The following is an 18,026-nucleotide window of genomic DNA, read 5'->3' on the forward strand; positions in this document are numbered from 1 at the left end:
CCGCGGTAGCCGGCCTGCGCCGTGCCGTCGAAGGGCTGTGCCGTGGAAGACGGGGGGCCAGTGGATACCATGCGGTCATGGGTCGTCGGCTGGTACCGCTCACCCTGGACAACCTCCAGGATCTGCCCCTGCGTTGCCGGTCCTGTGTGTTCTGGGAACTGGATCCGGTCAGCGGTGAGGCCGCCGTGAAGGCGGGTACCGCGGAACTCCAGAAGGAGGCGTGGATCTCCGCCGTCCTGCTGGAGTGGGGCTCGTGCGGTCGCGTGGTGTATGTGGACGAGGTGCCCGTGGGCTTCGTCCTTTACGCCCCGCCGGCGTACGTGCCCCGGGCCACGGCGTTTCCGACGAGTCCGGTGTCTCCGGACGCCGTGCAGCTGATCACGGCGTGGATCATGCCGGGGTACCAGGGGCAGGGCCTGGGGCGCGTGATGGTCCAGACGTTGGCCAAGGACCTGCTGCGGCGGGGATTCCGGGCGATCGAGGCGTTCGGGGACGCACGGTGGGAGGGCCCGGCCTGTCTGCTGCCGGCGGACCATCTGCTGGCGGTCGGCTTCAAGACGGTACGGCCGCATCCGGTGCACCCGCGGCTGCGGCTGGAGTTGCGCTCGACGCTGTCCTGGAAGGAAGACGTGGAGCTGGCATTGGACCGGCTGCTGGGCGCGGCGCGCAAAGAGCCGGCGCTGCGTCCGCTGTGAGCTGGATGTGGAAACGGGGCCGCCCCTTGGGGGGCGGCCCCGTTTCACGTGAAACGCAGCACCGTCAGACGGTCTTGACCTCGACGAAGTCGGCGAGGTCGCGCAGGATGGCGGCCTTCGGCTTGGCACCGACGATGGTCTTGGCGACCTCCCCGCCCTGGTAGACGTTCAGGGTCGGGATGGACATGACGCCGTACTTGGCGGCCGTGGCGGGGTTCTCGTCGATGTTCAGCTTGACGATCTCGATCTGGTCCCCGTACTCGGCGGCGATGGCCTCCAGGGACGGCGCGATCTGGCGGCACGGTCCGCACCAGGCGGCCCAGAAGTCCACCAGTACGGGCTTGTCGCTCCTGAGGACCTCGGCGTCGAAGTCTGCGTCGGTCACATTCTTGAGGGTGCCGGCCACGGCGGCCTCCTTCTTTCCTGCGGGGTGTGGGCTGGGGGGTGGTGCGGGGTCAGACCGTCGCGTGCGCGTGCTCGGCGTCCGCGAGGGCGGCGAGGAAGCGCTCGGCGTCCAGGGCGGCGGAGCACCCGGTGCCGGCGGCGGTAATGGCCTGACGGTAAGTGTGGTCCACGACGTCGCCCGCGCCGAACACGCCGGTGAGGTTCGTCCGGGTGGAGGGGGCGGCGACCTTGAGGTAGCCCTCGTCGTCCAGCTCCAGTTGGTCCTTGAACAGCTCGGTGCGCGGGTCGTGGCCGACGGCGATGAAGAGGCCGGTCACGGGCAGCGCCGAGGTCTCACCGGTCCTGGTGTTGCGCAGGGTCAGACCGGACAGCTTCTGCTCGCCGTGGATCTCGGCGACCTCGCTGTCCCAGGCGAACTTGATCTTCGGGTCGGCGAACGCGCGGTTCTGCATGGCCTTGGAGGCGCGGAGGCTGTCACGGCGGTGGACGATCGTGACGGACTTGGCGAACCGGGAGAGGAAGGTGGCTTCCTCGATCGCGGTGTCGCCGCCGCCGACGACGGCGATGTCCTGGTCCTTGAAGAAGAAGCCGTCGCAGGTGGCGCACCAGGAGACACCGCGGCCGGAGAGCGCGTCCTCGTTGGGAAGGCCGAGCTTGCGGTGCTGGGAGCCGGTGCTGATGATGACGGCCTTCGCGCGGTGCACGGTGCCGGCGGTGTCGGTGACGGTCTTGATGTCACCGGTGAGGTCCACGGCCACGATGTCGTCCGGCACCAGCTCGGCGCCGAAGCGCTCGGCCTGGGCGCGCATGTTGTCCATGAGGTCCGGGCCCATGATGCCGTCCTGGAAACCGGGGAAGTTCTCGACCTCGGTGGTGTTCATCAGCGCGCCACCGGCGGTGACGGCACCTTCGAAGACCAGAGGCTTGAGCGAAGCACGTGCGGTGTACAGGGCGGCGGTGTAACCGGCCGGCCCGGAGCCGATGATGATCACGTTTCGGACGTCGCTCACGGGTTTCTTCCTCGTCTCTGCGGACTGCGTGCTGCTTACCGGGGGGCCGGTGTGGACTGTCACCCCACCCAACGGATCCTACGGCGCATGCATTCCCTGCCGGTCCCCGTGCGGACCTCAACGTGTCAGCTTCGGGGGAAGGTGCTGGTCAGCAGAGGCTTCTCGGGGGTGGCCGAAGCGCCGTTCCCGCATCCGGCGGCGATGAGGTAGGCGTCCACCCGGGTGGAGTCACCCGAGTGCGGCAGGACGAGGAGGTAGACGTCCGTGCCCTGGTAGGTGCCGCGTTCGGTGGCGAGCGGGACATCAGGACGCCCGGTGGCGCTCTGGACGCACCCGGGCACCGCGGTGGCCCTGCGGTCGTCGGGGGCGAGGCCGGGGGCAGTGGGGATGTTCTCCGTGCCGTAGGTGTTGTTCTGCTTCCCCGGGTCCGTCTCGGCGCCCTGGCCCGAGTCCAGGAGCTGTTGGACGCTGGCCCCCAGCCCCTGGGCGGTGTAGGTGGTGTCCTGGCCGGAGTGCTGGGTGGCGGAGCTCGGGGCGTCGGTGCGGACGGCGGTGTCGCGGGGAGGTGTGCCCGAGAAGCCGTTGAACAGGAAGATTCCGAGTGCGCAGGCGGCGGCGCCGGCCAGGCCCGCCAGTACGGCGATCCGGCGGCGCGCACGGCGTCTGCCGGGACGGGAGGGATCGGACGGGTGACCGGACGGCCGGTTTCCGGCGGGGCCGGCCGGTGCGTGCGATGTTTCACGTGAAACATCGCGGTCCGCCACGACGGCGCGGGGCGTGGTGGAGTCCAGGAGCGCTTCGGCGGCGAGGGCCGCGTCGATGCGGCCCGCGATCTCGGCGGGCATGCGGGGCGGCCCCGGAAGGGTGCCCAGCAGTCCGCGGATCTCGTCCAGGGACGCGCGGACGTCGGCGCACAGGGAGCACGCGCCGAGGTGCCGGAGTACCTCTGCGGAACGGGCCGGGGAGAGGAGTCCCTCGGCCAGGTCGGAGATCTCCGAGACGTCCGGGTGCCGGATCGTGCCGGTCGTGCCGGTCGTGGGGCTCACGGTCGTCCACCTCCGCCCTTCACAGCGTCTGGGTCTGGATGCCTGGGATCTGCCGTTGGTGGGACGGATGTCCCCGGCGTCCGGTTCCTTCCCCCCTCGATGTCGGTGTTATCCCCGGCGTCCGTGCGCAGATGAGTGAGCATCGGGACGAGTTTCGCCCGGCCCCGGGCGCACCGGCTCTTCACGGTGCCGGTGGGGACGTCGAGGATGCGGGCGGCTTCCGCGACGGGGTAGCCCTGCATGTCGACGAGGACCAGCGCGGCTCGTTGTTCGGGCGGGAGCGTGCTGAGAGCGGCCAGGAGCTCGCGGTGGAGGTCCTGGCGCTCCGCGGGGGCCTCGGCGGATTCGTGGGGCTCCAGAAGGCGCTCCAGGCGGTCCGTGTCGTCGAGGGGCGCGGTCCTGCGGGAGGCGGCCTTGCGGGCACGGTCGAGGCACGCGTTCACGGTGATGCGGTGCAGCCAGGTGGTGACCGCGGATTCGCCGCGGAAGGTGTGCGCGGCCCGGTAGGCGGAGACGAGCGCGTCCTGCACGGCGTCGGCGGCCTCCTCGCGGTCACCGAGGGTCCGCAGTGCCACGGCCCACAACCGGTCCCGGTGACGCCGTACGAGCTCCCCGAAGGCCTCGGGGTGCCCGGCGGCGTGCAGCGTCATGAGTTGCTGGTCGCTGCTGCCGCCGGGTGTCGTGTCGTTCAACGGAGCCCCTCCCCGGTTGTGCGGTCAGCCCGAGAACTTCACGTCCGTGATGGCCTGCTTATAGCCGGGGCCGCTGAAGTCGTCGAGTGGGGCATGTGGCATGGCGGTGACCCACAGCAGCACGTACCGCGTCTTGACCGGCTTCTCCGCGGTCAGCTGAAGGGCGGTTTCAGTGGTGGTCGTGGCGGCGATCTTCGCCATGGAGCTGATGGGGCCCTTGGGGGACTTGGCGTCGGTGGCGTACAGCGTGAGGGTGGTGCGCTCGCCCGTGTACTTCAACGCTATCGAGGCCGCGCTGACCTCGTGCTCGGAGCCGAGATCGTAGACGATGCCGACGCCGTCCTTGATCTTCATCTCGGGGCCGTCGTAGTAGCTCTTGGTGCGCCAGTACGTGGAGGCGTCTCCGTCGTAGGTTTTCGCGACACCATCGGCGTCCTGCGCTTTCCCGTCCGGGTAGTACTCCAGGGCTCCCTTGACCTCCAGCGGAGCTGGGCCCTTCTTCTCAGCGGTGTCGACGGTTTCGATCGGGGTGTTGTTGGTGCCGCTGCTGCCCTTCTGGGTTCTGTGGTCCAGGAGGGTGTCGGCCAGTTGCCAGCTGCCCAGGCCGAGGGCGGCGATCAGCAGGGCGGCCACACCCCACTTGAGGGCCCGGCCGGTGCGGCTCTGCAGTGGGGGCGGCGGCGGCACGACCGTGACGGTCGTGCCGGTGGGCATGCCGGAGGGGCTGGGCCGGCCGTAGCTGCCCTGCTGGTAGGTGGTCTGCTGGTATTCGGGCGGGGCGGTGAACGCCGGCTCGGGCGGCCGGATGCGGGGCATCGCGGCAACCGCCTTGGCCAGTTCCTCGGGGGTGGTGAAGGCGGGTTCCTGGCGGGAGGCGGTGGCCCCGTCGTTGGCCAGGGCGCGCATGGCGAGTTCGCCCAGACCCCGGTGGACGCCGGCGCGGACCTGGTCGGGGGCGATGAGGCCGACGCCCTTGGGGAGGCCGGTGAGGCCGTAGGCGTCGTTCTCGTACGGCCAGCGCTGCGTCAGGGCGGCGTAGAGGAGCGCGCCGATGGCTTCGGTGTCGGCGCGCTGCGGAGTCTCGCTGGTGATGCCGCGCAGGGCGGCGTTCACGGCGAGGCCGCGGATGCGGTACTGGCCCGTGGAGGTGCGCAGTATTGCGCTGGGGGTCAGGCGCAGGTGGGCGAGGCCCTCGCGGTGGGCGGCCGTCATGGCCTGGGAGACCTGGCTGACGAGCTGGTAGGCCTCGTGGGCTTCGAAGGGGCCGGCCGCGAGGAGCGCCGTGAGCTCGGTGGCGTCGGGCAGCCATTCGTGCACGACGTAGACGAGGTCGTTCTCTTCCACGGCGTCCAGGACCTGGACGAACCGGGGGTCGCCGAGCAGGGCGGAGGAGCGTGCGGCCGCCAGGACGGAGCGGGCTCGCGGGTGGTCGGCGGGCAGCAGGTGGACGCCCACGGCCCGGCGCAGCTTCTCGTCCATCGCGCGCCAGCTGCTGAAGCCGTCCACACGGGTGACGCATTCCTCAAGGCGGTATCGCCTTGCGAGTTTGTGTCCGCTGTGGAGTTCGGGTGCGGCCGCGGGGGCCGCGTTGGGGCGTTCGCCGTCCTTCTCGGGCATGGGTCCGTCCGCGGCTCGTGCGTTCTGGGTGTCCACCCCGTCGGCCGTGGCCTTGGCCGCTTGCGCGGCCAGCGGCTCGTCGCCGCTGTTGTCGGCCACGTCGACGGCAGCCGTGCTACGTTCCGCCACCGTCGTCCCCGCCTCCCCATCCGTTGCGCGCTGTAGGCCAGTCTGCGAAGCCATGCCAATTGTGCCCACAGTCCGCCGCTATGCACGACACGCGAAGGGGGGCGACGGTTGTGCGCATCAGCGCCCCAAACGTCCGCGAACCATACCGACCATGGCGTTGAGCTCTTCGATCCGCATCCGCTTGGCGGCGATGAGGAAGACGGCTGCCAGAGCGATGGTGCCGGCGAGGAGGGCGGTGGCGGAGCCGATGACTCCGCTGCCCAGCCACTGGGTGACCCCGTAGGCGGCGGCGCCTGCCACGGCGGCGGCCGGGACGCAGGCGCCGGTGAGGCGGGCGTAGGTGCGCATCACGTGGGCGCCGTCGAGGTCGCCGCCGAGGCGGGTGCGCAGGCGGCGCCAGGCGACGCCGACGCCGACGGCGTAGCCGAGGCCGTAGGCGGCGGCCATGCCGACGACCGCCCACCGGGCGGGGAGCACGAAGAAGGATGCCGTGGAGACCACCGCGTTGACGGCGGCCACGATGCAGGTGTTGTAGAAGGGCGTTCGGGTGTCCTCGTAGGCGTAGAAGCCGCGCAGGACCACGTACTGGACGGAGTACGGGATCAGTCCGAGGCCGAAGGCCATCAGGATGTAGCCGATGTTCTGGGCGCCGGCGCCGGATCCGGCGTAGAGCAGGGTGGCCATGGGGACGCCGAGCGCGAGGAACGCGAAGGCGCAGGGCACGATCGCGACGGCCGAGGTGCGCAGCCCGTAGGAGATGTCGTCGCGGACGGCGGCGGCGTCCCCGTCGTGGGCGGAGCGCGAGATGCGGGGCAGGACGGCCGTCATGACGGAGACGGTGATGATGGCCTGCGGCATCTGCCACAGCAGCAGTGCGTAGTTGTAGGCGGTGATGCCGGTGCCGGGGTGGCCCTGCTGCTCGGCGACGGACCCGGCCCAGGTGGCGAGCTGGGTGACGACGACGAGGCCGATCTGGTTGGCGAGGACGAAGAAGAACGTCCACTTGGCCAGGCCGGCGGCCTTGCCGAGGCCCTGGCCCTTCCAGTCGAAGCGCAGGCGGGGCGTGAAGCCGGCGTCGCGCAGGTAGGGCAGCATCGCGAGGGCCTGGACGGTGAGTCCGAGGAGGGTGCCCAGGCCCAGCAGGCGGACTCCGTCGGCGGTGACGGTGGTGGCGTTCACCCCGGAGGTGGTGAAGCCGCCGAAGGCCCAGATGAAGGCGCCGAAGGTGGCGATGACGACGATGTTGTTGAGGACCGGGGTCCACATCATCGCGCCGAAGCGGCCGCGGGCATTGAGGATCTGACCGAGCACCACGTGGACGCCCATGAAGAACATGGTCGGCAGGCAGTAGCGGGCGAAGGCGACCGCCACGTCCATCTGCTGCGGGTCCGAGGCGATCTTCGGCGACATCATTGTGATGAAGACCGGTGCGGCCAGGACGCAGATGGTGGTGACGGCGGCCAGCAGGACCACGACGAGGGTCAGCAGCCGGTTGGCATAGGCCTGACCGCCGTCGCTGTCGTTCTTCATGGCCCGGACCAGCTGCGGGATGAAGACGGCGTTGAGCGCGCCGCCTCCGACCAGCACGTAGATCATCGTGGGCAGGGTGTTGGCGATCTGGTACGTGTCGTTGAACGTGCCGACGCCGATGGCGCCGGCGATGACCAGGGTCCGCAGGAAGCCGGTGATGCGGGAGACGATCGTGCCGGCGGCCATGAGGGCACTGGACTTGAGGAGGCTGGTGGCCCGCCCGGCCGGTTTGGCGGGTGCCGGAGCGGCTACCGGGGCCTCCTCGGCCGGAGTGCGGGGTGCCGCCTCCTGGTCCCGGTACAGGTGGGCGAAGGCGTCCGGTTCGGGCTCTTCCTCGGAGGCCCTGGTGACCAGGGAGTCCACGCCGACGAACTCCGTGGTGCTGGCGCGGTCGCCGTACGGAAGGTGGCGGGAGGGGCCGTCCGGCTCGGGCGGCGGGGTCTGGGCCCAGACGCGCGGGTCGGGGGCGTACGCGGGTGCCGTGGGCGCCGCGTAGAGGGGGCCGGGCTCCTGGTAGGTGCCGGGCGGCGGCGGGGGGTGAGCGGCCCGGTCGTACAGGACCTCGGCGACGGGGTCCTGGGCGGACAGGTCCTGGGACCGGTACGGGTCGTAGTCGTAGGCGTCCTGGACATACGGGTCGCGGTCCGGAGCGGGCGCAGGTGCGGGGACCTGCCCGGGCACCGGGGGTTCCGGGGCAGTGCCCTGGGAGGGCGCGGGCCCACCAGTGTCCTGCGCGCGGTCACCGTCGTACGGCGCGTTCATCGAAACCCCACCTCATCGTCCCCTGGCCGACCGGCCACAGCGTCGCTCAACGGTCCACTGTCTCACCCGTGCCGGACCCGTCCGTGCTTTGCGGTCCGGTGTCCGGGCTCTCATCACTCGGCTGCGTACTCTCCTCGGCGGCGGCACGCGCCGCGACCCGCTTGCGGCTGGCGTACATCTTGACGCCTGCGAGAACGAGGAGGAGCACACCGCCGGCGATGACGAGCATGACGGTGGGGGTGATCTCGGTTGCCTCGACGGTGAACTTGCGTTCCTTGCCGTAGGGCACGCCGTCTTTGGTGAAAAGCCGTGCGGTGACCTCGACGGGGCCGCTCGCCGTGGCGTTGGCATCGAACTTGATCGTCTGGCTGTGTCCGCCCTGGACCGTGACTTCCTGCTCGGCCTCGCCGCTGTCGCCGAACATCAGGCGGGTGGGGTTGGCGGACTTGACGCGCAGGACGAGGCCGTGGACGTCCTGGAGGAGGCTGTTCTGGACGCTGACCGGGATGGTCGCGCTGCGTCCGGAGAGGGTGGCGTCCGACTTGGGGATGACCTTGACCTTCTCGGTGAGGCCGATCAGGTATTCCTGCGCCTGGTCCCGGTAGATCCGGGCTTCCTCGGGGCGGCCGCGCCAGGAAGTGGACATCTCCCGGTTCGTGGTGTTGCCGAAGGGGATCTCGACGCGGTCCGGCGCGGTGAGGATGACCTTGAAGTGGTCGACGGTGTTCTGGGTGGTGCGGATCTTCTCGAAGGCGGATACCGGCAGCTCCTGCTTGCGCAGGGCCTCGGGGTACTGACCCGCTCCCGGTACCTGGGTGGCCGCGCCGGGGTCCGGCTTGGCCGCGGCCGCGGCTTCCAGGTCGGCGGGCTGGGTCCAGCGGCCGGCCCGCAGGGCGCGTACCGCGGCGGCCATCGTCTCGGCCTGGCTGACGGACGGCATCCGCTGCGGGGTGACGACGAAGCTGCGCTGCTCGTCGGTCGGCTCAAGATTCAGGGCGAGACTGTGGGACAGGAAGCGCTGGACGGCGAGGACGGAGTTCTCGGCATTCAGCATGTCGCCTTCGAAGGCGGTGGACAGCTCGGTGTCCGCGACGACGGCGGTGGTGCCCGCGCCGATGGGGCGGGCGGCCGAGGGGGTGTGGGGGAGGGCGCCGGTCTCCGCGAGGCTGTCACTGCGTGTGAGGACGTTGTGGGCGCCGGCCGAGGTGGCCACGTTGACGATCGCCGGGTCGATGGCGCCGTTCACGGGCCAGGAGAAGTCGGTGGAGGCGGGGACGTGCAGGACCGTCTCGACGGCTTGCTTGGCCTTGTCGGTGGCGGGCCGCAGCTGGGCGAGGGTGCCGGAGACGTCCTTGCCCTGGTGGGCGAGTGAGGCGAGATCGGGATCGGCGAAGGGCAGCGCGACGACCTTCTTGCCCTGGACGGCGGCTTCCAGGGAGCTCAGCCACTGCTCCGCGACGGCCTTGTTCTTGCCCGGGACGGACTTCCCGTCCGGGGTGCGGACCCGGTACCCCTTGGTCATGGCGTCGACCGTGGCGAGCAGGTCGGGGTCGATGACCCAGGTGATCGGCAGCTCCTTGCCGAGAGCGACCATCCGTTCCAGGCGGCCGCCCGTCCGCAGTTCCTCGGTCAGGGAGTCGTCGAGGAAGACGGGGGTCTGGAGCTCGTCCGAGCCGGTCTCCGCCGTCACCCGCGTGGTGGAGATCAGTGGCCACACGTAGGTGAGCTGGGAGCGCTTGGCGGCGGCCTCGGGCTGCCAGGGCAGGAAGGTCCGCTGGATGCCGAGGACCTGCTCCGAGGCGCGGCTGCCGGTCACTCCGGACAGCGAGACTCCGAGCTGGTAGACACCCTCCTGGCCCAGCTCCAGCTTGTTCACCGGGACCGTGAGAGTGAACTGCTGGTCGGCTTTCGCGGGCAGGGAGGCGATCTTCACGGCGTAGGCCGAGTCGATCTCGCCGGGGTCGGTGCCGGGACGGAAACCGTCGCGTTCCGTCGCCTCCTCGATGGCGGAGCGGTCGGCCAGGGCGGGACCGACCCGCAGACCCACATGGGCATCGGTGATCGTCTCGCGACTGTTGTTGACCACCGTGCCGGAGATGGTGAGCGTGTCGCCCTTGACCGGGGCGGTGGGGGCGAGGCGGTCGAGCTGGATGTCGACGGATGCCTCGGCGGCCTGTGCCTTCGGGGCGGGCGAGTAGACCAGGGCGGCGAGCACCGGCGTCCCGGCGAGCAGGACGACCGCGCGCCGCAGCCACCGGCGCCGGACAGGGGCGGGGCCGGGCCCCTGGATGTCTGCCGCCTCGGCCACGCGCTAGCCCGTCCCTCGAATGTCAGTGGTCGTCGTCTGTGCGTCCACGCATGGTAACGAGACCTGCTGTGCGCGAGTGCCGCGCCTTGCTCCACATGATCGGCTGGGGCCCGGTAGGACCGAGTGCCGGGGTCACCGTAAAAGGGGGAAGCCCCCGCCGGGCCGGGCACGTACCCTTTTCTGTTGTGCCGAACGCCAATGAAGACAACCCCAGTGCCCTGAGCCAGGTGCAGCGCCGCGCGGTGAGTGAACTGCTGCGGGTCGCCCCTGTCGCCGACGAGCTCGGCCGCCGATTCCAGGAGGCGGGCTTCCGCCTCGCCCTGGTCGGCGGGTCCGTCCGCGACGCGCTGCTCGGGCGTCTCGGCAACGATCTCGACTTCACCACCGATGCCCGGCCCGAGGAGGTACTGAAGATCGTCCGGCCGTGGGCGGATTCGGTGTGGGACATCGGCATCGCCTTCGGGACGGTCGGCGCGCAGAAGGCCGCCCGGGTCGCGGACGCCGAACGGGACTTCCAGATCGAGGTGACCACGTACCGCTCGGAGGCGTACGACCGCACTTCGCGCAAGCCCGAGGTCTCCTACGGCGACTCGATCGAGGAGGACCTGGTCCGCCGCGATTTCACCGTCAACGCCATGGCACTGGCCCTGCCCGAGCAGGAGTTCATCGATCCGCACGGCGGCCTGGAGGACCTGGCGGCCGGCATCCTGCGCACCCCCGGCACCCCGGAGGAGTCGTTCTCCGACGACCCGCTGCGCATGATGCGGGCGGCGCGGTTCGCGGCGCAGCTGGACTTCGAGGTCGCCCCGGAGGTCGTGGCGGCGATGAAGGCGATGTCGGACCGGATCGAGATCGTCTCGGCGGAGCGGGTCCAGGCCGAGCTGAACAAGCTCATCCTCTCCGCCCACCCGCGCAAGGGTCTCGGCCTGCTCGTGGACACCGGACTGGCCGACCGCGTGCTGCCCGAGCTTCCCGCGCTGCGGCTGGAGAGTGACGAGCACCACCGGCACAAGGACGTCTACGACCACTCGCTGATCGTGCTGGAGCAGGCGATGGCGCTGGAGGAGGACGGCCCTGATCTGGTGCTCCGGCTCGCGGCCCTGCTCCATGACATCGGCAAGCCCCGCACCCGCCGGTTCGAGAGCGACGGCAGGGTCTCCTTCCACCACCACGAGGTGGTGGGGGCGAAGATGACCAAGAAGCGCATGACCGCGCTGAAGTACTCCAACGACATGGTCAGGGACGTGTCCCGGCTGGTGGAGCTGCACCTGCGCTTCCACGGCTACGGGGACGGGGAGTGGACCGACTCCGCGGTACGACGCTACGTCCGCGACGCCGGTCCGCTGCTGGAGCGCCTGCACAAGCTGACCCGCTCCGACTGCACCACGCGCAACAAGCGCAAGGCGAACGCACTCTCCCGTACGTACGACGGGCTGGAGGAGCGCATCGCGCAGCTGCAGGAGCAGGAGGAACTGGACGCGATCCGGCCCGACCTGGACGGCAACGAGATCATGCGGGTGCTGGAGGTGGGCCCCGGACCGGTGATCGGCAAGGCCTACGCCTTCCTGCTGGAACTGCGGCTGGAAAACGGCCCGATGGAGCGTGAGGAAGCGGTCGCCGCCCTCAAGGAGTGGTGGGCCTCGCAGGCCTGACGCGCACGGCCGTCGGCATCGGTGCGTCCATGTTTCACGTGAAACATGGACGCCGTGGTTTCACGTGAAACATCGCGCGGACGTTTCACGTGAAACATCGGCCGGACGCTCAGGAGCGTCGCCTCAGGAGCGTCGCGGTCGCGGCGTAGAGCGCGGTCACGGACAGGACCAGAGCCGTGGACCGGCCGTCCGGCGGAAGCATCAGGGAGGCCACGCCGGCCGCGCCCACGAACGCGACGTTGAACAGCACGTCGTAGACGGAGAAGACGCGGCCACGGAACTCGTCGTCCACCCGGAACTGCACCACGGTGTCGGTGGAGATCTTCGCGCCTTGGGTGGCGAGCCCGAGAATGAACGCGGCGGCGAGTATCGGCTCGGGTGCGAAGGTCAGGCCGAGCGCCGGGACGAGGACGGCCGCGCCGGCGGCGCAGGCGGTGATCCAGCCACGGGTGCCCAGTCTGCCCACCATCCAGGGCGTGACGACGGCGGCTGCGAAGAAGCCCGCTCCGGAGATGCCGACCGCGAGGCCCAGCAGGGCGAGCCCATCGGATTCGTTGTCCGACCAGGCGTGGCGGCAGAGCATGAGCAGCATGACGGTCAGCGCCCCGTAGCAGAACCGCATCGTGGTCATCGCGGCGAGCGCCTGCGCTGCGTCCCGCCGGCCGGCCAGGTGCCGCAGGCCCTCGGCCATGCCGCGGACGGTGTGGACGACCCCTTCGGCGACCGAGGGGGTCGGGCTGCCCGGCGGGTGGTCGGGCCCGAGCAGGCCGATGGCCAGGCGCAGGGAGAGGAGCGCCGCGCACAGGTAGAGCGCGGCGCCCAGCAGCACGACGAGGGCGTCGGAGCCGGCGGCCAGTAGGCGGACGAGGAAGGCCAGCCCGCCACCCGCGGTTGCCGCGAGGGTTCCGGCGGTGGGTGAGAGCGCGTTCGCGGTGACCAGTTGCTCCGGGCCGACGACGTGGGGCAGGGAGGCGGCGAGCCCGGCGAGGACGAAGCGGTTGACGGCGGTCACGGACAGCGCCGAGGCGTAGAACAGCCAGTCGGGGACGTGCGCGACGATCAGGACCGCGGTGATGCAGGCGAGGACGGCCCGCAGCAGGTTGCCGTAGAGGAAGATCTGGCGGCGGCGCCAGCGGTCGAGCAGCACTCCGGCGAAAGGGCCGATCGCGGAGTAGGGCAGCAGCAGTACCGCCATGGCGGAGGCGATGGCCGCCGGAGAGGTCTGCTTCTCCGGGGAGAACACCACGTACGTGGCGAGCGCGACCTGGTAGACGCCGTCCGCCGCCTGCGACAGCAGCCGTACCCCGAGCAGGCTGCGGAAGTCCTTCAGACGCAGGAGCAGGCGCAGATCCCGTACGACAGGCATGAGGCAAAGGGTCACACACGCGGAGGGTCCCCGGGCACATTGCCCGGGGACCCTCCGCGGAAGAACAACCGAAGTCCAAGTGTCCGAAGGACCCTCGGGGTTCGGCTAGCGCTCGACCTCGCCCTTGATGAACTTCTCGACCTGCGAGTAAGCCTCGTCGTCGAAATACTGCACCGGCGGGGACTTCATGAAGTAGCTGGACGCCGACAGGATCGGGCCGCCGATACCGCGGTCCTTTGCGATCTTCGCGGCGCGCAGGGCGTCGATGATGACACCGGCCGAGTTCGGCGAGTCCCACACTTCGAGCTTGTACTCAAGGTTCAGCGGGACGTCGCCGAAGGCGCGGCCTTCGAGGCGGACGTAGGCCCACTTGCGGTCGTCGAGCCAGGCCACGTAGTCGGACGGGCCGATGTGGACGTTCTTCTCGCCGAGCTCACGGTCGGGGATCTGCGAGGTGACGGCCTGCGTCTTGGAGATCTTCTTCGACTCCAGGCGGTCCCGCTCCAGCATGTTCTTGAAGTCCATGTTGCCGCCGACGTTGAGCTGCATGGTGCGCTCAAGACGGACACCGCGGTCCTCGAACAGCTTCGCCATCACGCGGTGCGTAATGGTGGCACCAACCTGCGACTTGATGTCGTCGCCGACGATCGGGACACCGGCCTCGGTGAACTTGTCAGCCCACTCCTTGGTGCCGGCGATGAAGACCGGGAGCGCGTTGACGAAGGCGACCTTGGCGTCGATGGCGCACTGGGCGTAGAACTTCGCCGCGTCCTCGGAGCCGACGGGCAGGTAGCAGATCAGCACGTCGACCTGGCGGTCCTTGAGGATCTGGACCACGTCGACCGGAGTCTCGGGAGACTCCTCGATCGTCATGCGGTAGTACTTGCCCAGGCCGTCCAGGGTGTGGCCGCGCTGCACGGTCACACCGGTGTTCGGGACGTCGCAGATCTTGATGGTGTTGTTCTCGCTGGCGCCGATGGCGTCCGAAAGGTCGAGGCCGACCTTCTTCGCGTCGACGTCGAACGCGGCGACGAACTCGATGTCACGCACGTGGTAGTCGCCGAACTGGACGTGCATCAGACCGGGGACCTTGGCCGCCGGGTCGGCGTCCTTGTAGTACTCGACGCCCTGCACCAGCGAGGCGGCGCAGTTGCCCACGCCGACGATGGCTACGCGAACCGAACCCATTCCGGTTGCTCCCTGTTTGTTCTCGGACGAAGCCTGCGAGATGCAGGCCTCATTTTGCGGTTTCGTCGGGCGGACCGGATCGTCTGCGATCCCGTCCCGCCCGCTCGCTCTCGATGATCTCGTTCAGCCAGCGCACTTCGCGCTCTACGGATTCCATGCCGTGACGCTGGAGTTCCAGCGTGTAGTCGTCGAGGCGCTCGCGCGTGCGGGCCAGTGAGGCGCGCATCTTTTCGAGTCGCTCCTCCAGCCGGCTGCGGCGGCCCTCCAGCACCCGCATGCGTACGTCTCGTTCGGTCTGGCCGAAGAAGGCGAAGCGGGCGGCGAAGGACTCGTCCTCCCAGGCATCGGGGCCGGTGTGGGAGAGGAGCTCCTCGAAGTGCTCCTTGCCCGCGGCCGTCAACCGGTAGACGATCTTGGCGCGGCGCCCTGCGAGTGAAGCGGCCAGCGCGTCTTCCGGGGCGTTGCCCGGTTCTTCGACCAGCCAGCCGTTGGCGACCAGCGTCTTGAGGCAGGGATAGAGCGTCCCGTAGCTGAACGCTCTGAACACCCCCAGCGAGGTGTTGAGCCGTTTGCGCAGCTCGTAGCCGTGCATGGGGGATTCGCGAAGCAGGCCGAGGACGGCGAATTCGAGAATGCCTGAGCGTCTGCTCATCCGCCTGCCCCTCCTCCGACTGAGTCTTTATACCGAGCTGATGTATCGGCTCGATACATCCAGACGATAGGGCGGTGCGCGGCTGACGACAAGGGGTGACATGGTGACCGGCGTCACATCACCGATTCGTACGAAGCGAGTTGCCGGGTTTGGGGGGAACTTCGGCAGTGAGTGGCTTTTGGCCGTGCGTAGTCTGTGCGCCATGACACCGGGGGGACCGGAATTCATCTGCCGCTTCCAGGCCACTCGCCTGCCCGAGGAGTAGTCGTTCGATGAGCGAGCACCGCCGCAAACCGCCGCAGCCCCAGGGTGGCGGACGAGCCTCGGCCCGCCGGGCCGCCCCGCAGCGCCCCGGCCGGGGCCCCGACGCCGGACGTGACGTCCCCACCTCGTCGCCCAGTGGACCGTACGCGGACCAGCCCCCCCACGGCGGACGGGCCGGCGCCCGCCGGGCCGCCCCGCGGGGATCCGCGGGCCGTGGCCGCGGAGCCGGAAGAGCCGGCCGCGGTGCCGGCAGCCAGGACAAGAGGCTCATCAACTACCCCCGGTCGGACAGGGACGGCTGGAAGCGCTTCGTGCCGTCCTGGAAGTTCGTCGGCGGCACCGCCCTGGGCTTCTTCGCGATCATCACCGCCGGAACCGGCGTCGGCATCGCCATGGTGAACACGCCCGACCCGAACAAGGCGGCCCAGGCGCAGAACAACGTCTTCCAGTGGGACGACGGAACCCAGATGGTGGCGACCGGCGGTTCGATGAACCGGCAGATCGTGCGGATCGCCGACATCCCCGTCTCCATGCAGAACGCGGTGATCGCCGCGGAGAACGAGTCCTTCGAGACGGACAAGGGCGTCGACCCCATGGGCATCGCCCGCGCCGTGTGGAACATGGCCACGGGCGGTTCCACGCAGGGCGGCTCCACCATCACCCAGCAGTACGTGAAGAACACCTACCTGGACTCCGAGCAGACGATCAAGCGGAAGGTCACCGAGCTCTTCATCGCCTTGAAGCTCGGCGTCTCCGAGGAGAAGGACAAGGTCCTCGCGGGCTACCTCAACACCGCCTACTACGGACGGGACGCCTACGGGATCCAGGCGGCCTCCCGCGCGTACTTCGGCAAGGACTGCAAGGAGCTGAACCCCTCCGAGAGCGCCTTCCTGGCCGCCGTGCTCAAGGGGCCGAACCTGTACAACCCGGACGGTGGCATCGGCCCCGCCGCGACCCCCGAGCTGAACAGCGTCAGGGCGGGGAAGCGCTGGGCCTGGGTGCTGGACCGCGAGGTCGAGGTGGGCCGGATGGACCCCTCGGAGCGGGCGCAGTACACGAAGTTCCCGACGCTGGTCGAGTCCGCGCAGGCCCGCGGCATGTCCGGACAGACCGGCTACCTGGTCGAGACGGCCAAGCAGTACGTGATGAAGACCAAGAACATCACCGCCGAGCAGATGGCCCTGGGCGGCTACACGATCAAGACCACCTTCCAGAAGCCGAAGGTGGACGCCCTGGCCAAGGCCGTCGAGGACACCCGCGACAACTTCCTCGACGAGAAGAAGCGCCCCCAGTACGACACGTACGTCCAGTTCGGCGCCGCCTCCGTGAACCCGAAGAACGGCGCGGTCGTCGCCCTGTACGGCGGCCCCGGCTGGGACAAGAAGCACTTCACCAACAATGCCAACACCATCGGCGTCCCGGTCGGCTCCACCTGGAAGCCGTACGTCCTGGCGGCGGCGATGCAGTACGGGACCCAGAACTCCGACGGCCGGGGCCTGTCGGTCGACAGCAAGTACATGGCCGATGACCTCACCGTGATCAAGAACCGCCAGGGCAAGCCCCTCGTCGACGGTTCCGGCAAGCCCTTCCGGCAGAAGAACGAGAGCCCGCAGCCTTTCGGCTACGTGACCCTCAACGAGGCGATGGAGAAGTCCATCAACGTGCCCTTCGCCCAGCTCGTCTTCGACGTCGGCCACACCAAGGTCCGCGAGGTGGCCAGGTCCACCGGCATCCTCGACGACTCGATGAACCCGAACAACGACGCCTCCTTCGCGCTCGGTACGTCGACGCCGAGCGCCATCCGGATGGCCAGCTCCTACGCCACCTTCGCCGCTTCCGGTACGCACCACGAGCCGTACTTCGTGACTCAGGTGCTGAAGGACGGCGAGGAGCTGCCGGGCTTTGGGCCCACCAACCCGGAGAAGGCCATGGACGACTCCATCGCGGACAACGTCACCAAGGTCCTGGAGAACGTCATCCAGAACGGCACGGGCAAGAAGGCCAGGGCGCTGGAGCGCCCCGCCGCGGGCAAGACCGGCACCACGGACGAGAACAAGTCGGCGTGGTTCGTCGGCTACACCCCGGAGCTGTCCACCGCAGTCACCCTGTTCCGCACCGATCCCACCTCGGCGGACAAGAAGCTGATCTCCATGAACCGAGTGGGCGGCACCGACTCCATCCACGGCGGTGACATCCCGGCCGTGATCTGGACCGAGTACATGCGGGAAGCGCTCAAGGGCGCCCCCGTCACGCGCTTCCCGGAGGCCGAGGACATCGGAGTCGTCGCGGACGAGGTCGGTGCGCCCACGCCCCCGCCGTCCGCGGTCCCCTCGCCCTCGACGCCGCCGTCCACGCCTCCGCCGAGCTCCTCGCCGCCGCCCTCCCCGTCCCCGTCCAAGGGCGGCAAGCCGACCTGCAAGCCGTGGGAGCTGTACTGCGACCCGGCCGACGCCTCGCCCAGCCCGAGCCCCGGCGCCGACGGCGGAGCCACCGGGGAGCCCTCACCGTCGAACACGGCACGACCGGGCCGCCCGGGGGCCACGGGATGGCCGACCGGCTGGGGCCCCTGACCTCGGCCGGTCGGGCCGGCCGGCCGGCGGTCACACCCTGACGAAGGCCGTCGCGATGGGCAGCAGGCTCGCGGCGAGGGATCCGAAGGCCAGGAAGAGCACGAGGGCGGCGACGGCCACGCCGATGGCCGCGGCGAGGT

The 18,026-nt window shown here is 69.8% G+C and carries 13 protein-coding genes; 3 read left to right on the forward strand and 10 right to left on the reverse strand.

What is annotated here, in order from left to right:
* Nucleotides 1-77: 77 nt before the first annotated feature.
* The gene (locus ACWDX7_RS19270; RefSeq protein WP_451488799.1) at nt 78-695 is read left to right on the forward strand and encodes a GNAT family N-acetyltransferase; all 618 of its coding nucleotides are present in this window, start codon (nt 78-80) and stop codon (nt 693-695) included.
* Nucleotides 696-759: 64 nt separating this feature from the next.
* Here ACWDX7_RS19270 and trxA read toward each other — a convergent pair whose 3' ends face one another.
* The 7 genes from trxA to ACWDX7_RS19305 all read right to left on the reverse strand — a co-directional run bounded on the left by trxA (nt 760) and on the right by ACWDX7_RS19305 (nt 10,194).
* On the reverse strand, nt 760-1,101 hold the full coding sequence (trxA, locus tag ACWDX7_RS19275; protein ID WP_112448015.1) for a thioredoxin: 342 nt from the start codon (nt 1,099-1,101) through the stop codon (nt 760-762).
* A gap of 49 nt (nt 1,102-1,150) precedes the next feature.
* Complete coding sequence (trxB, locus tag ACWDX7_RS19280) at nt 1,151-2,110, reverse strand: thioredoxin-disulfide reductase (RefSeq protein ID WP_451488798.1); 960 nt, start codon at nt 2,108-2,110, stop codon at nt 1,151-1,153.
* 125 nt (nt 2,111-2,235) lie between these two features.
* Nucleotides 2,236-3,156 (reverse strand): anti-sigma factor family protein, encoded by a 921-nt coding sequence (locus tag ACWDX7_RS19285; protein ID WP_451488797.1) that lies wholly within the window; start codon nt 3,154-3,156, stop codon nt 2,236-2,238.
* Nucleotides 3,153-3,848 (reverse strand): RNA polymerase sigma factor SigM, encoded by a 696-nt coding sequence (gene sigM / locus ACWDX7_RS19290; RefSeq protein ID WP_451488796.1) that lies wholly within the window; start codon nt 3,846-3,848, stop codon nt 3,153-3,155. Before sigM ends, ACWDX7_RS19285 begins: the two co-directional genes overlap by 4 nt.
* Nucleotides 3,849-3,872: 24 nt before the next feature.
* On the reverse strand, nt 3,873-5,594 hold the full coding sequence (locus tag ACWDX7_RS19295; RefSeq protein WP_451488795.1) for a serine/threonine protein kinase: 1,722 nt from the start codon (nt 5,592-5,594) through the stop codon (nt 3,873-3,875).
* A gap of 117 nt (nt 5,595-5,711) precedes the next feature.
* Complete coding sequence (murJ, locus tag ACWDX7_RS19300; protein WP_451488794.1) at nt 5,712-7,886, reverse strand: murein biosynthesis integral membrane protein MurJ; 2,175 nt, start codon at nt 7,884-7,886, stop codon at nt 5,712-5,714.
* Nucleotides 7,887-7,932: 46 nt separating this feature from the next.
* Nucleotides 7,933-10,194, reverse strand: coding sequence for a DUF6049 family protein (locus ACWDX7_RS19305; RefSeq protein WP_451488793.1), 2,262 nt, complete (start codon nt 10,192-10,194; stop codon nt 7,933-7,935).
* A 185-nt stretch (nt 10,195-10,379) separates the two neighbouring features.
* On the opposite strand from ACWDX7_RS19305, the gene ACWDX7_RS19310 reads away from it, so the two are divergent.
* Nucleotides 10,380-11,846, forward strand: a complete 1,467-nt coding sequence (locus ACWDX7_RS19310; RefSeq protein ID WP_451488792.1) for a CCA tRNA nucleotidyltransferase — start codon at nt 10,380-10,382, stop codon at nt 11,844-11,846.
* A 109-nt stretch (nt 11,847-11,955) separates the two neighbouring features.
* Here the strand turns inward: ACWDX7_RS19310 and ACWDX7_RS19315 are convergent, their stop codons facing one another.
* From ACWDX7_RS19315 to ACWDX7_RS19325, 3 genes are all read right to left on the reverse strand, one after another.
* A complete protein-coding gene (locus tag ACWDX7_RS19315) occupies nt 11,956-13,212 on the reverse strand; it encodes an MFS transporter (protein ID WP_451488791.1) in 1,257 nt (418 codons plus the stop codon).
* 105 nt (nt 13,213-13,317) lie between these two features.
* Nucleotides 13,318-14,400 (reverse strand): inositol-3-phosphate synthase, encoded by a 1,083-nt coding sequence (locus ACWDX7_RS19320; protein WP_451488790.1) that lies wholly within the window; start codon nt 14,398-14,400, stop codon nt 13,318-13,320.
* A gap of 49 nt (nt 14,401-14,449) precedes the next feature.
* Entirely contained in the window at nt 14,450-15,052 is a 603-nt protein-coding gene (locus tag ACWDX7_RS19325) for a helix-turn-helix transcriptional regulator (RefSeq protein WP_451488789.1), read from the reverse strand.
* Between the two features lie 272 nt (nt 15,053-15,324).
* On the opposite strand from ACWDX7_RS19325, the gene ACWDX7_RS19330 reads away from it, so the two are divergent.
* On the forward strand, nt 15,325-17,886 hold the full coding sequence (locus ACWDX7_RS19330; RefSeq protein ID WP_451488788.1) for a transglycosylase domain-containing protein: 2,562 nt from the start codon (nt 15,325-15,327) through the stop codon (nt 17,884-17,886).
* The last annotated feature ends 140 nt before the right edge of the window (nt 17,887-18,026 follow it).

The organism is Streptomyces sp. NPDC003034 (genome assembly GCF_053591375.1).

Coding starts and splice junctions, on each gene's coding strand:
- ACWDX7_RS19330 (WP_451488788.1), top strand. CDS start 15,325: ATGAGCGAGCACCGCCGCAAACCGCCGCAGCCCCAGGGTGGCGGACGA.
- ACWDX7_RS19315 (WP_451488791.1), bottom strand. CDS start 13,212: ATGCCTGTCGTACGGGATCTGCGCCTGCTCCTGCGTCTGAAGGACTTC.
- murJ (WP_451488794.1), bottom strand. CDS start 7,886: ATGAACGCGCCGTACGACGGTGACCGCGCGCAGGACACTGGTGGGCCC.
- ACWDX7_RS19320 (WP_451488790.1), bottom strand. CDS start 14,400: ATGGGTTCGGTTCGCGTAGCCATCGTCGGCGTGGGCAACTGCGCCGCC.
- ACWDX7_RS19325 (WP_451488789.1), bottom strand. CDS start 15,052: ATGAGCAGACGCTCAGGCATTCTCGAATTCGCCGTCCTCGGCCTGCTT.
- ACWDX7_RS19270 (WP_451488799.1), top strand. CDS start 78: ATGGGTCGTCGGCTGGTACCGCTCACCCTGGACAACCTCCAGGATCTG.